This window comes from Rhodoplanes sp. SY1 (assembly GCF_046000175.1).
Taxonomy (GTDB): domain Bacteria; phylum Pseudomonadota; class Alphaproteobacteria; order Rhizobiales; family Xanthobacteraceae; genus Rhodoplanes.
The window spans coordinates 1-14,360 of the sequence record NZ_JBEOMB010000029.1; the positions used below are offsets into that span (position 1 = coordinate 1).

10 protein-coding genes are annotated in these 14,360 nt (G+C 69.6%); 5 read left to right on the top strand and 5 right to left on the bottom strand.

The genetic code is table 11. The features are described 5' to 3' along the window. Positions 1–73 precede the first annotated feature (73 nt). From ABTU92_RS09205 to ABTU92_RS09220, 4 genes are all read right to left on the bottom strand, one after another. The gene (locus ABTU92_RS09205) at positions 74–928 is read right to left on the bottom strand and encodes an SDR family NAD(P)-dependent oxidoreductase (RefSeq protein ID WP_408089837.1); all 855 of its coding nucleotides are present in this window, start codon (positions 926–928) and stop codon (positions 74–76) included. Positions 929–1,079: 151 nt separating this feature from the next. Beyond that, positions 1,080–2,030 (bottom strand): carbamate kinase, encoded by a 951-nt coding sequence (locus tag ABTU92_RS09210; RefSeq protein WP_408089839.1) that lies wholly within the window; start codon positions 2,028–2,030, stop codon positions 1,080–1,082. A 213-nt stretch (positions 2,031–2,243) separates the two neighbouring features. After that, entirely contained in the window at positions 2,244–3,434 is a 1,191-nt protein-coding gene (gene ygeW / locus ABTU92_RS09215) for a knotted carbamoyltransferase YgeW (protein ID WP_408089841.1), read from the bottom strand. A 94-nt stretch (positions 3,435–3,528) separates the two neighbouring features. Next, positions 3,529–5,070 carry a M20/M25/M40 family metallo-hydrolase gene (locus tag ABTU92_RS09220; RefSeq protein WP_408089843.1) on the bottom strand — a complete coding sequence of 514 codons (1,542 nt, stop codon included), beginning with the start codon at positions 5,068–5,070 and terminating at the stop codon, positions 3,529–3,531. Positions 5,071–5,319: 249 nt separating this feature from the next. Here ABTU92_RS09220 and ABTU92_RS09225 point away from each other — a divergent pair, with 249 nt between their 5' ends. The 5 genes from ABTU92_RS09225 (at position 5,320) to ABTU92_RS09245 (ending at position 13,397) form a co-directional block, all read left to right on the top strand. Continuing rightward, a complete protein-coding gene (locus tag ABTU92_RS09225) occupies positions 5,320–6,144 on the top strand; it encodes a MurR/RpiR family transcriptional regulator (protein WP_408089845.1) in 825 nt (274 codons plus the stop codon). Positions 6,145–6,168: 24 nt separating this feature from the next. Next, a complete protein-coding gene (gene xdh / locus ABTU92_RS09230; RefSeq protein ID WP_408089847.1) occupies positions 6,169–8,808 on the top strand; it encodes a selenium-dependent xanthine dehydrogenase in 2,640 nt (879 codons plus the stop codon). Between the two features lie 177 nt (positions 8,809–8,985). Next, complete coding sequence (locus ABTU92_RS09235; protein ID WP_408089849.1) at positions 8,986–10,191, top strand: amidohydrolase family protein; 1,206 nt, start codon at positions 8,986–8,988, stop codon at positions 10,189–10,191. 256 nt (positions 10,192–10,447) lie between these two features. Further along, a complete protein-coding gene (locus tag ABTU92_RS09240) occupies positions 10,448–11,944 on the top strand; it encodes a pyridoxal-5'-phosphate-dependent protein subunit beta (protein ID WP_408089850.1) in 1,497 nt (498 codons plus the stop codon). Positions 11,945–12,104: 160 nt separating this feature from the next. Continuing rightward, positions 12,105–13,397, top strand: coding sequence for a pyridoxal-phosphate dependent enzyme (locus tag ABTU92_RS09245; protein WP_408089851.1), 1,293 nt, complete (start codon positions 12,105–12,107; stop codon positions 13,395–13,397). Positions 13,398–13,412: 15 nt separating this feature from the next. Here the strand turns inward: ABTU92_RS09245 and ABTU92_RS09250 are convergent, their stop codons facing one another. Then, positions 13,413–14,222, bottom strand: a complete 810-nt coding sequence (locus ABTU92_RS09250) for a FadR/GntR family transcriptional regulator (protein ID WP_408089853.1) — start codon at positions 14,220–14,222, stop codon at positions 13,413–13,415. Between the last annotated feature and the right edge of the window lie 138 nt (positions 14,223–14,360).

The following is a 14,360-nucleotide window of genomic DNA, read 5'->3' on the forward strand; positions in this document are numbered from 1 at the left end:
GGGTTCGAACGGTCGTCCCGCGCCGTGAACAGCGGCGAAGGCCAGGCCACGACGTCGTGTGACGCCCGCCCGTTCAGTCCGCCTCCCCCGCTTTCACGAAAGCCGCAAACGCCTCCGCGAAATCCGGGTGCCAGCGCGACAGCGCCGGGCGATTCTCGATCAGGTCGCCGGCGGCCCAGAGAATCCGGCGCTCGTCGAGCGTGCGCGTCACCTCGTTGTCCGGACACAGGATGTAGAAGTCGCCGCGGTCGAGATGCGTCATCATCGAGGCGATGGTCTGCTCGGGCGTCCAGGCACCGGCCGGCTTCTCGGTGCGACCGCGCGCGGTCAGCGCCGTGAACACGAAGCCGGGAATCAGCAGATGCGCCGTCACGGCGCAGTTGTCCGTGGTGCGCAGCTCGTGCGCCAAGAGCTCGGTGAACGTCTTCACCCCGGTCTTTGACACGTTGTAGGCGGGATCGCCCGGCGGGGTCGTGATGCCCTGCTTGGATCCCGTGTTGATGACGAGACCCGGCCGCCCACGCGCGATCATGGGTGGCACGAAGACGTGACAGCCGTGGATCACGCCCCACAGATTGACGCCGAGAATGCGCTCCCAGTTCGCCTGCGGGGCGAACATGTGGCTGCCCGGCTGCACGCCGGCATTGTTCATCAGCACGTCAGTGCCGCCGAACCTTTGGCGGACCTCCGCCTCCAGCGCTTCGAGATCTTCCCGCCGGCTCACGTCGATGACCCGCGTCACGATGGTCGCGTCCGGGCATTCGGCGTGCACCGCGGCCTCCGCGGCCGCGAGATGCTCGTCGCTCACGTCGGCGATGACCACGGCGAGACCGAGCCGCGCGAACGCCTGGACGGCCGCGAGGCCGATCCCGGCTGCGCCGCCGGTGACGACGGCGACGGCGCCGGGCTGGAAGACGGGGTGCGGCATCGCGCGCTCCTGTTCACAACAGATCGGTCGGCCGTGCGCGAAAAGCGCGGCGACGGCGATCCGTTGTACCGGAAACGCCGCGGCCGCGCTGTGCGCAGGTCGCATTGGAGCGTAACACCGGACACGGGACCAGGGTCCCGCGCCCGCCGAGTCAGGGGACGACGCGCGTCCCGGCCCGGCCCTCGATCGCGGCCGCCATGTGGCCCGGGTCCGTGATCACGGCCTCGCGGCCGCCGCCCTCCAGGAACGCCACGCAGGCCTCGACCTTCGGCAGCATGCTGCCCGGCTTGAAGTGTCCCTCGGCCATGTAGCGGCTCGCCTGCGCGAGCGTCATGGTGTCGAGCGCGCGCTGGGTCGGCTTGCCGAAATCGAGCGCGACCTTCTCGACGCCCGTGGTGATGACCAGCATCTCGGCGCCGAGCTGGCGGGCGAGCAGGCTCGAGGCGAGGTCCTTGTCGACCACGGCGGACGCGCCTGTCAGAGACCCGTTCTCGTCCTCGACCACGGCGATACCGCCGCCGCCCGCCGCGACGACCACGAAGCCGGCGTCGAGCAGGCGCTGCACCGCCTCGAGGTCGAGGATCGCCTTCGGTTGCGGCGAGGCGACGACACGACGCCAGCCGCGGCCCGCGTCCTCCACCACGTCCCAGCCGTCCTTGGCGCGATGCTCCTCGGCCTTCTCCTTGGTGAGGAACGAGCCGATCGGCTTGGTCGGGGTCTTGAACGCGGGATCGTCGCGATCGACCGCGACGAGCGTCACGAGCGCGGCCGGCGAGCGGTTGACGCCATGGCGGCGCATCTCGTTGCGCAGCGCCAGCTCGAGCTGATAGCCGAGCGCACCCTGCGTGTCGGCGACGCAGGAATCGAGCGGGACCTGGTGGAGCGCCGGCGCGGCGAGCTCGGAGCGGCGCAGGATGAAGCCGACCTGCGGGCCGTTGCCGTGCGTCACCACGAGCCGCAGCGCGGGATCGCGCAGCAGCTGCACAATCTCGGCGCAGGCCTTCTCGGCGGCGCGGTACTGGTCCGGAACCGATTGATGACTCTCGTCGGCGATGAACGAATTGCCACCGAGCGCGACGACGACGGTCTTGCTCTTCGACATTGGCAGCCCCCTCCCGGTGGAGACTCTTTGGCCGGCTGTCAGCGACGCCGGCGAATCAGTTCGACGTCATTCCGGGGCGCCCCGAAGGTGCGAACCCGGGCTCCAACCACGATTTCCGAAGTCCCGGCTGGATTCCGGGTCCGGCGCGTTGCGCCGGCCCGGAATGACCGAGACACCGTGATGGTCGGTGTCTCCGACTCTGAGGCTGAGGACTCAGAGGCTGAGCGGCTTGGCGCGGCGGATGATCTCCTCCAGCTTCGCGGCCGGGTCGCGCAGGCGGGTGAGGAACATCAGGGCGCTGATCACGAACGGCTTGTAGCTCGCCTCGTGATAGGTCGGGATGCGATACTGCTCGAACACCTCGGCCGAGACCTCGCCCTTCTTGCAGCTCACGTCGGTGATGTCGGCCGGCAGGCAGTGCATGTAGAGGGCCGACTTGTCGCGCGTGAGATTCATCTTGGCGCGGTCGCATTCCCAGTTCTGGAACTTGGCGTTGTTGGCCAGGCACTCCTTCTCCAGCGCCTTGAGGCCGTCCTTGTCGGAGACCTTGAGGAGCTCGGTGCGGCGCTGCATGACCTGGAAGGGCGCCCACGACTTCGGATAGACGATGTCGGCGTTCTCGAAGGCGGCCTCCATGCTGTTGACCACCTCGAACGAGCCGCCGGTCTCGGCCGACTGCTTGCGCGCCGTCTCGATCACGTCCGGGATGAGGCCGTAGCCCTCCGGGTGCGCGAGGCTGACGTTCATGCCGAAGCGGCTCATCAGGCCGATCACCCCTTGCGGCACCGAGAGCGGCTTGCCGTAGCTCGGGCTGTAGGCCCAGGTCATGGCGATCTTCTTGCCGCGCAGGTTCTCCAGCCCGCCGAAATGCTTCTTCAGCCAGGCGAGATCCGCGAGCGCTTGAGTCGGGTGGTCGATGTCGCACTGCAGGTTGATGATGCTCGGGCGGCGATGCAGCACGCCCTTCTGGGTGCCCTCGGTCAGCGCATCGCCGACCTCGCGCATGTAGGTGTTGCCCTCGCCCAGGAACATGTCGTCGCGGATGCCGATCGCCTCGGCCATGAACGAGATCATGTTGGCGGTCTCGCGCACGGTCTCGCCGTGGGCGATCTGGCTCTTCTCCTCGTCGAGCTCGGAGAGCGTGAAGCCGAGCGCGCTCGCGGCGGCCGCGAACGAGAAGCGGGTGCGGGTCGAGTTGTCGCGGAAGATCGAGATCGCGAGGCCGGACTCGAACGCCCGGTAGGACGTGCCCTGCGCGTGCAGCTGCTTGAGCGCCTCGGCGAGCGTCAGGATCGCCTTGATCTCGTCGAGCTTGTGCTCCCACGTGATCAGGAAGTCCTTGTGGAACAGGTCGGTCTTCAGGGCCTTGAAGGCGGCGAGCTCTTTCTCGATGGCGCTGGGCATGGGCAGTATCCTTGCTTGACGGGTTGGAGCAGGCGGCTGCTCGGAAGGCGGGAGGCCGGGCCGTCCGCGACGAACGGCCCGGTCGTCGTCGAGATCAGGCGTTACCGGCGAACACGCTGGGGAAGCGCGCCAGGAAGGCGATGCAGTGCCGCACCTCGCGCACGTCGACGCACTCGGCGATCTTGTGGGTGTTCTGCTCGATGCCGGGGGCGAAGCCGAACATCGCCGGGTGCTTGTAGGCGCCGGAGACGACCCAGTTCTTGTCCGCGCCGACCGGGATCGAGGTGTCGTCCTTGGGCACCGGATAGCCGACGCCGTCGGTCGAGAAGATCCAGCGATCGACGCGCGGCTCCTTCGGGATGAAGCCGCCGGTGCCGCTGACGCCGTTCACGTGCGGGCTGACGACGCCCTTGTAGGCCGTCACGGCCGCCGCGATCGCCGGATGCTCTTCCGGCGTCACCCAGCCGAGATAGATCTGGTCGTTGTTGAGCACGTAGCCCTTCCAGCTCGCGTCCGGATAGACCGGGATCGCGACCGTGACCTCGAGGCCGGCTGCGCGGGCCGCGGCGACCGACGACAGGCTCTCGACGTCCTTCACCGACTGCTCGGGCGTCTCGCCGATGGTGAGGCGGCGGTCGAACCGGAACACGAAGCGGGCCGGCACGGCGCAGTCGCTCGGCGTGTCGAGCGTCGCCCACGACGCCGTGCGGGTGCCGTGGCCGAGGAAGGCGTTGTCGAGGAAGCCGTCGCGCTTCTCGTACTTCTCGGCCGCCTCCTTCAGGATCGCGGCACCGTATTCGAGCGGGTTGAGGCCCATCCACGGCATCGAGCCGTGCGACGAGCGGCCCGTCACGGTCACCTCGATCTGCATGCGGCCGCGCTGGCCGCGATAGATGCCGAGCGCGCCCTTCTTGGCGTCGCCGGTCGAGTCGGTGAGGATGACGACGTCCGGGATCAGCTCGGGCTTGGCGCCCGGCAGGACGTTGCGCATCACGTACATCGGGCCGGCGCCGTCGTTGTCCTCCTCGCAGACGGTCGCGTAGGAGCGCACGATCACGCCCTTCAGGGCGCCCTCGGGGGCGAGCTCGAGGAGAATCTTCGAGGCGACGATCTGCGAGATCACGCCGCCGAGCTGGTCGGCCGAGCCGCGCCCGAACAGCAGGTTGTCCCACTCGCTCTCCGGCGGCACCCAGCCGAGCTCCTTCTCGAGCATCGGCTTGGTGATCTTGGCGCGGTCGAGCAGGCCGTCATAGACGTCGACGCCGCCGTTCGTCTTGGCGAGCCAGACGTCCCGCAGCGGCTTCACCGTGTCGGTGTGCCCGTCGAGATAGATGACCTTCTTCTGGTCGGCCGGGATGCCGTCGTTCGGGTCGGTCACCACCCAGACGAGGTTGCCGAAGGCGTCGAAGTCGACGTCGGCCGCGCTGCGCACGGCGCCGATCTCGATGATTCGCTTGCGCAGGTAGTCGAGGCGGGGGAACTCGTGATTCGAGGTGCCGCAGCGCGGGTCGCCACCCTGCTCGACCGGACGGTCGACGTAGTCGGCCGGGATCCGGATGGCCTCCTTCAGGATTTCGATCGCCAGCGGGTGGTATTTTTCGGCGAGTTCGGCCACGCGGCCATCGAGCTTCGACATCGGCATCTCCAATCGAATCGGGCTGCAGTTCCGTGCAGTCCCGGCCGGCCGCCCCCTCGGCGACAGGCCCCTTCGCCCGCATGGCCTCCTGATCCGCACGATTCCGTACGGAGCGAAAACCTCGTGACGGTCCGGATGCCGTGGCGGGCAGGCGCGGCGTATATCCGGCCGGTTCGCGCACATGAAACACGAATTTCGCGATTGCGTCTAGATGAAATTTGTGTTTCTCTCTCCGACATGGTGCAGCCCTTGGACCAAGCGATCCGCGCCCAGTACGAGCGCCTGCCCGCCGGCGAGCGGAAGATCGCCGACGTGCTGCTCGACCTCGGCGACGAGCTGCCGGCCTATTCGGCGACCGAGCTGGCGGAGCGCGCCGGCGTTTCCAAGGCGACCGCCACCCGCCTGGTGCGGCGGCTCGGCTACGCGGACTACCAGGACTTGCGGCAGCAGGCCCGCGCCGGCATGGCGTCCGGCTCGCCGCTCGCCGAGCTGCGCGAGACCGCCGTGCCGGGGAATCTCGGCCGTCATCTCGAGCACGACCTCGCCTGCCTGACCCTGACCCTGAAGGGCATTCCGCCCGAACACGCCGAGCGCGCCGTCGCCGTGCTGGCGAAGGCGCCGCGCCTCTTCGTCGTCGGCTTCCGCAACAGCCATGCGCTCGCGCTCTATGCCCGCGAGCTTCTGGTGCAGGTGAAGCCGGACGTGCGCCTGCTGCCGCTGCCCGGCCAGACGCTGGCCGAGGATCTCTCCACCCTGTCGGCCGGCGACGCCGTGCTGATGCTGGGCTTCCGCCGCCGGCCGCCCGTGCTGGCCAAGATCCTGCGCGTCGCCCGCACGGCCGGGGCCGACGTCGTCCTGCTCACCGACCCGTCGCTTGGCGACGTCGCCGACGAGGCGACCGTGACGTTCCGCTGCCTCAGTCGCGGCGCCAGCCTGTTCGATTCCTACGTGGCGCCGCTCAGCCTGCTCAATCACCTGTGCGCCGAGGTCGCGCTCGCGCTGGGCGACACCGCGCAGGCGAAGCTGCGGCGCAGCGAGCAGCTGCACGACGTCTTCGGCGACTTCGGATTCTGAGACACACCGAGGAGAAGCGCCATAATGACCAAAACAGTCCGCTTCCGCCTGAACGGCGAGCCCGTCGCTGTCGACACGCTCGCCGACGAGCCGCTGCTCGACGTGCTGCGCGAGCACTTCAAGATCAAGTCGATCAAGCCGGGCTGCGGACCCCAGAAGGAATGCGGCTGCTGCCTGGTGTTGATCGAGGGACAGCCCAAGGTCACCTGCTCGATCAAGGTGGCGCAGATCGAGGGGCGCTCGATCCTCACACTCGAAGGCGTCTCCGACAACGAGCGCAAGCTCTATGCCGACGCCTTCCAGGCGACCGCCGGCCTGCAGTGCGGCTACTGCACGCCGGGCCTGGTGCTGCGCATCAAGTACCTCACCGACCAGGATCGCGATTACTCCCGCGACGAGATCGCCAAGGCGCTCGACGGCCATCTGTGCCGCTGCACCGGCTATGTGAAGATCCTCGATGCCGTCGAGCTGATCCACAAGGCCAAGCGCGGCGCCGCGCTGCCGCCCGTCGTCGAGAACGGTGGCGTCGGCGAGCCGCTGCAGCGCTGGCAGGGTGCCGACCTGGTGCTTGGCCGTCGGCCGTTCGTCGCCGACATCGACGCGCCCGGCCTGCTGCATGGTGTCGTGGTTCTGTCGCCGCATGCGCGCGCTCGCGTGAAGTCGATCGACGTGAGCAAGGCGCTGGCGCTGCCCGGCGTGCATGCCGTCGCGACCGCCAAGGACGTGCCCGGCAACCGTTGGGTCGGCCTGATCTATCCGGACTGGCCCGTGATGGTCGCCGAGGGCGAGGAGGTCCGCTATGTCGGCGACGTGGTGGCCGCGATCGCGGCCGACACGGCCCGCATCGCCCGTGCGGCCGCCGCGCTGGTCGAGGTCGACTACGAGCCGCTGCCGCCGGTGCTCGATCCGTTCGAGGCGGTGAAGCCGGGCGCCCCGCAGGTCAACCCGAATCACGCCAACGTCCTGCAGGTGACGAAGATCCTGAAGGGCGACGCCGATGCGGCCCTGAAGGGCTCTGCGCACGTCGTCACCGGCACCTGGAAGACGCAGCGCATCGAGCATCTGTTCCTCGAGACCGAGGCGACGCTCGCGGTGCCGCTGCCCGACGGACGGCTGCACATCTACAGCCAGGGCCAGGGCATCTTCGACGATCGCCGCCAGGTGGCGAGCGTGCTGGGCGAGCCGGAGGAGAACCTGTTCGTCGAGCTGATGCCGAACGGCGGCGCCTTCGGGGGCCGCGAGGACATGACCATCCAGGCGCAGACCGCGCTGCTCGCGCGTCTCACCGGGCGGCCCGTGCGGGTGACGCTGACCCGCGAGGAGTCGGTGCGCATGCATCCCAAGCGCCATCCGCTGACCATGACCTATACGGTCGGCTGCGACGCGGAGGGGCATCTCACCGGCGCCAAGATCTCGATCATGGGCGATTCCGGCGCCTATGCCTCGGTCGGCGGAAAGGTGCTGGAGCGCGCCGCCGGCCACGCGGTCGGTCCCTACAAGGTGCCGGCGATCGACATCGAATCGACCGCCGCCTATACCAACAACCCGCCCTGCGGCGCGATGCGCGGCTTCGGCGTCAATCAGACCAGCTTCGCGATCGAGGGCTGTCTCGATCTGCTCGCCGCCAAGGTCGGGCTCGACGGCTTCGAGATGCGCTGGCGCAACGTGCTGCGCACCGGCGACGCCTACACGACCGGCCAGATTCTCGACAAGCCGATCGGCGTCGAGACGACGCTCGCCGCCGTCAAGGATGCCTACTACGCGGCCAAGAACGCGGGGCGTGCGGTCGGCATCGCCTGCGCGCTGAAGAACTCCGGCCTCGGCAACGGCGCGATCGAGCGCGGCCACGCCCGCCTCGTCGTCCAGCCCGACGGCACCATCGACCTGCACACCGGCTTCACCGAGATGGGGCAGGGGCTGCTCACCATCCTGACGCAATGCGCCGTCGAGGTGACGCATCTGCCGGCCGACATCTTCCGCCCACAGGTCAACACCCGCTTCGAGCTCGGCGCCGGCCAGACGACCGGCTCGCGCGCGACGCTGCTCGCCGGCCGCGCCGTCATCGACGCCGCCGAGAAGCTGAAGCTCGATCTCGCCAAGGGGCTGTCGCTCGACGATCTCGCCGGCCGCATTTACGAGGGCACCACCGTGGTCGACGACACCACGGCGCCGGGCGAGACCAAGAACGGCAAGATCAAGACGCACACCACCTTCGGCTGGGCCACCCAGGTGGTGGTGCTGAACGAGGCCGGCGCCGTCGACACGGTCTACGCCGCGCACGACGTCGGCCGCGCGCTCAATCCGCAGCAGTGCACGGCGCAGATCGAAGGCGCCGTCCACATGGGCCTCGGCTACGCCCTCACCGAGGAGCTTCCGTGCAAGGACGGCATGCCGGTCACCGCGAAGCTGCGCGAGATCGGCGTGCTGCGCGCCCAGCACATGCCGAAGGTCGAGGTGACGCTGGTCGAGGTGCCGGAGCCGGAAGGCCCGTTCGGCGCCAAGGGCGTCGGCGAGATCGGCCTGGTGCCGACCGCCGGCGCGGTCGCCGGTGCGCTCGCGATGTTCGACGGCACCCGCCACATGCGCCTGCCGATGAAGGAGTCGCCGGCCGCGAAGGCGATCAATGTCGGCCGTATCCCGGGCGACCGCAACGAGTGGCACTGAGGATCTTCTGATGTGCTCGCGGCGTCGCACAGGGTCGTCATGGCCGGGCTCGTCCCGGCCATCCACGACCTTGCGCGTGATCGCGGCACCAGACGTGGATGCCCGGGACGAGCCCGGGCATGACGGTTCCGAGTTCGACGACCTGCCGTTCTTCTCTCCGACGGCCGGAGCAAACAGATGACTCACTCACAGGCGCTCCTCATCGGTCCCGACCGTCACGGCCGTCGCGTCGCGATCGTCGACGGTGTGGTGGCGCGCGAGGCGCCGGTCGACGCGCCGGTGCTGTCCTGCCCAGGCGGCGAGATCGCGCCGGGCAATGTCTGCGCCCACACCCACATCTACAGCGCGCTGGCGCCCTACGGCATGCCGAAGCCCGAGCCGGCGCCGAAGAACTTCGTGCAGATTCTCGAGCGCGTGTGGTGGCGGCTCGACCGCGCCATCGACGCCGAGACGCTGCGGGCCGGCGCACGTGATTACGTCGCCAAGGCGCTGCTCGCCGGCACCACGACGCTGATCGACCACCACGAGTCGCCGAACCTGATCGAGGGCTCGCTCGAGGTCCTGAGCGACGTCACGACAGAGCTCGGCATCCGCGCGGTCCTCTGCTTCGGCGCCACCGAGCGCAATTTCGGGCGCGACGAGGCGGTGCGCGGGCTCGCCGAGAACCGCACCGTCGTCGCCTCGCCGCTGCTGCGCGGCATGGTCGGGCTGCATGCGAGCTTCACGGTGTCGGACGAGACGATCGCCGAGGCGGGCGACCTCGCCCGCGCGCTCGGCACCGCCGTGCACGTCCACGTCGCCGAGGACATGGCCGACGTCGAGGACGCGAAGCGGCGCGGCTTCGACGGGCCCTTGGAGCGGCTGATCGCGCTCGGCGCGCTCGTGCCGGGCTCGATCATCGCGCACGGCGTGCATCTCGACGCCACGCAGGTGCGGCTCGCCGCGCGAAACGGCGCCTGGTTCGTGCAGAACCCGCGCTCCAACGAAGGCAACCGGGTGGGCTACGCCGGCAACCTGTCGCAGGTCTCGACCGTCGCGCTCGGCGTCGACGGCTGGGATCCGGACATGGCGGTCGAGCAGGCGGCGCTGGCCCGTCTCGCGCAGGAGAACGATGACGAGGCCGTCGCCGGCCCGCGCGCCGCGACGCGGCTCGCCGCAGGGCACGCGCTGATGGCCGAGCGTTTCGGTCTGCATCCCGAGCCCCTGGCCGTCGGTGCCGCCGGCGACGTGGTGGTGCGACGCGGCGGCGCCGTCGAGCATGTCGTCGTCGCCGGCCGCCCGGTCGTGCTCGACGGACATCTGGTCGCAGGCGATCCGGCCGCCTTCCAGGCGACGGCGCGCGCCGAGGCGGCCCGGCTGTGGGACCGACTGAAGAATGTATGATAAGCCCCCATCGCCTGCCCTCGTAACCTCTCCCCGCACGCGGGGAGAGGTCGCCATTCGCGCGTTCAGCGCGGACGGCGGGTGAAGGGCGTTTCGAGGGTACGAAGGCGCCCACCCACCCCCGACTCTCTCCCGGCCGACTGGGAGAGGGAGACGAGCGAGTGGGCCTGAACAAGAAAGCTCTCCCGCCCGGGAGAGGGCCGAGTCCCGTGCTCGGTCGAAGCCCGAACACTGATCATCACGACGGAAGGACAACATGGCGCGGCTGGGACTCGAGCGGACGGTGGTCGACACCGGTGTCTATGAGCGGACGAACGCCCGCTTCCGCGAAGCCAACGTGGTGCTGCCGACGCTCGCCGAGCTGGCGAACCCGACCACCATCGACCCCGCGATTCGCGGCAAGCTGCGCGACGTCGATCCCGACTCGCCGCATCCGCTGAACCTGTTCCGGGTGCATTGGTGGAACGACGCGGCGCGCCGCGATCTCGTCGACGTGCCCGGCTTCGTCGAGCTGCCGAGCGAGCTGACCGGCGTGAAGGCCCGCATCGTGCTGGCGGTCGGCGACCGCTTCCCGATGATCGCCGCCCACAAGGTGCTGGCCGCCTATGGCTGTCTGGTGCCGCGCGTCGTCACCGGCCAGTTCGACCCGACGCACCATCGCGCCATCTGGCCGTCGACCGGCAACTACTGCCGCGGCGGCGTCGCCATCTCGCGCATCCTCGGCTGCCGCGGCGTCGCGGTGCTGCCCGAGAACATGAGCAAGGAGCGGTTCGACTGGCTCGACCGCTGGGTGAGCGATCCCTCCGACATCATCCGGACGCCGGGCTCGGAGAGCAACGTCAAGGAGATCTACGACGCCTGCGCGGCGCTCGACCGCGATCCCGACAACATCATCTTCAATCAGTTCTGCGAGTTCGGGAACTACGTCGTCCATCGCACCTGCACGGGCGCGGCGCTCGCCAAGGTCTACGAGACCATCACCAAGGGGAAGAAGGGCGCGAAGCTCGCCGCCTATGTCTCGGCGACCGGCTCGGCCGGCACGCTCGCGGCCGGTGATCACCTCAAGGCGACCTACGGCACCAAGATCGTCGCGGTCGAGGCCGAGGAGTGCCCGACGCTGCTCTACAACGGCTTCGGCGAGCACAACATCCAGGGCATCGGCGACAAGCACGTGCCGTTCATCCACAACGTGATGAACACCGACATGGTGGTCGGCGTCTCCGACCACACGACCGACACGCTGTTCGTGCTGTTCAACACCGACGAGGGCCGCAAGTATCTGGTCGAGCGGCGCGGTCTCGATCCGGCCCTGGTGGCGCAGCTCCCGCATTTCGGCCTCTCGGGCCTGTGCAACATGCTGGCCGCCATCAAGGCCGCCAAGTACTGGGACCTCGGCCCCGACGACGTGATCATGACGGTGGCGACCGACGGCTCGGCCATGTACGGCAGCGAGATCGTCAAGGCGATGCCGAAGTATTTCGGCAATCGCTTCGATCAGGTCGCGGCGGGCGAGACCTGGGGCAGGTCGCTCGCCGGCATCGGCACCGATCACCTGATCGAGCTGACCCATGTCGACCGCAAGCGCATCTTCAATCTCGGCTACTTCACCTGGGTGGAGCAGCAGGGCGTGTCGCTCGAGGAGTTCACGGTGCGGGCCAAGCAGTCGTTCTGGGACGGCCTCCTCGACATGGTGCCGGCCTGGGACGAGATGATCCGCGCCTTCAACGCCAAGAGCGGCGCGGGCCGGAGCTGACGAGGCGCGGCGCCCCGATCCGCCTCGTCCTGAGGAGCGCCGAAGGCGCGTCTCGAAGGACGGGGCGGCCCGCAACGCGTGACATCATGCGTGGCCTCATGGTTCGAGACGGCCGCTGCGCGGCCTCCTCACCATGAGGTCGATTTCCGAGCGCACTGAAATGACCTCCTCCGTTCCTCACTTCGTCTGTCACGGCTGCGGCACGCGCGTCGCGATCGACGTCGCGCTCCCCTTCGGCTGCCCGACCGCAAAAGACGGCGCAGACATCGATCATCTGCTGGTGCCCGAGGAGGGCGACGCCGTCTTCGCGCCGGGCCACGAGGACGATCCGTTTCTCAGATATCGCGCAATGCTGTCGCCGTACCGGCTGGCGCGCGCAAAGGGCCTTTCCGACGCCGCCTGGGCCGAGATCGTCGGCGCGCTGGACCAGAAATTGATCGCGGTCGACGGCCGCGGCTTTCGCGTCACGCCGATGACGCGGGAGGCGGCGCTCGCGCAGGCGGTCGGCCTCACAGGGCCGCTGTTCGTCAAGGACGAGACGCACAACGTCTCGGGCTCGCACAAGGCCCGTCACCTGATGGGCGTGATGCTCTATCTGCGCGTGCTGGACGCGGCGCGGCTCCCTCTCGCGGACGGCTTGCGGGCGCGAAAGCTGGCGATCGCGTCCTGCGGCAACGCGGCGCTCGCCGCCGCCGTGGTGGCGCGCGCGGCCGACTGGCCGCTCGACGTGTTCATCCCGCCCGATGCGAGCTCGGCCGTCGTCGCCCGTCTGACGGATCTCGGCGCCGACATCACGGTGTGCGACCGCAAGCCCGGCGAGACGGGCGACCCGTGCGTCACGGCGTTTCGGGCCGCGGTGCGCGACGGCGCGCTGCCGTTCGGCGTGCAGGGGCCCGACAACGGCCTCGCCATCGAGGGCGGCCGCACGCTCGGCTTCGAGATCGCCGAGACGCTCGCCGCGGCGGGCGGCGATCCAGGCACCTTGTATGTCCAGGTCGGCGGCGGCGCGCTGGCGAGCGCGCTGGCGCAGGGGCTGTCCATCGCGGTCGCGGCCGGGCGCCTCCCCCGCATGCCGCGGCTCGTCGCCGTGCAGACGAAAGGCTGTGCGCCGCTCGCGCGTGCCTTCGGCAAGGCGACCGACATCGCGCTCGACGCGGCCGCGCAGCATCGCACCGACTACATGTGGGCCTGGGAGAGCGTGCCGCACAGCCTCGCGCACGGGATTCTCGACGACGAGACCTACGACTGGCTCGAGATCCTGAAAGGGGTGCGGGCGAGCGGCGGCGCCGTCGTCGTCGCGCCGGAGCCCATGGTCGAACGCGCCTACGATCTCGGCAAGCGCCACACGACGATCGCGGCCTCCGCAACCGGCACGGCCGGCCTCGCCGGCCTCTTGAGCGGTCCGCTTCCGGCCGGCCCCGTCACGGTGCTGTTCTCCGGGATCGATCGCTGATCTGATCAGCTCCGATCAATCGTTCATCTCGGCGCGCGGAAACGCGTACTCGATCAGCCGTTGCTGGATCGCGGTGAGGTGCGCCCGCATGGCGTCCTCGGCGAGCGTCGCGTTGCGAGCCGAGATGGCGGCGGCGATGCGCCGGTGCGCCGCCGCGTAGACGGCCTGGTTGTTGATGCAGTGCGCGGTCTCGCGGCCGTGGCGCCAGCTGCCGTCGGCCGCCGTCTCCATCACGGCCTCGAAGATCGCGATCATCAGCGGGTTGCGGGTCGCCGCCGCGACACGGCGATGGAACGCCGCGTCGGCCTTCTCGTAGGAGGGCGGATCGGCCGCGACGCGGCTCGCCTCCGCCGCCTCGAACAGCTTGTCGATGTCGCCGGGCGTCGCGCGCAACGCCGCGAGTCGCGCCTGCATGGGCTCGATGGCGAGCCGCGCCTCCAGCGTGTCGACCGGATTGGTGAGCTTGGAGAGCTCGCGCACCAGCTCCGACGCGCTCGGCCGCGCCTCGGCCACGAAGGTGCCGCGGCCTTGCTGGCGGATGATGCGACCCTCCGCCTCCAGCGTGCCGAGGGCCTGGCGCACGGCACGCCGGCTGACGCCGAGCTCGTCGGCGAGATTGCGCTCCGGCGGCAACCGCCCGTCGTGCCCGAAGCGTTCCGACGTGATCAGCTCGCGCAGGCGATGCAGCGCGAGGTCGGACGAGTCGCGGGCGATCTCCAGCGCGGCCGCGTCGAGCCGCGCCTCCGCCGTGATCAGGCCGGGCGCCGCGCCGAGCGCGGCTGCGTCGGCGCCGCGGCGGGATCTCGGCTGGTCGAGGCTGCTCATATTGTTTGCTCCCTGCACGGTGCGGTGCACACGTCTGCTCCGCCGACGGGCGCCGCTCCGGGGCCCGCCGGGGCGCCGCGCCGGATTCGATCGTGGATTCAGGCGCCGGCCTCGTCGTGTGCAATGCATACCATGTGC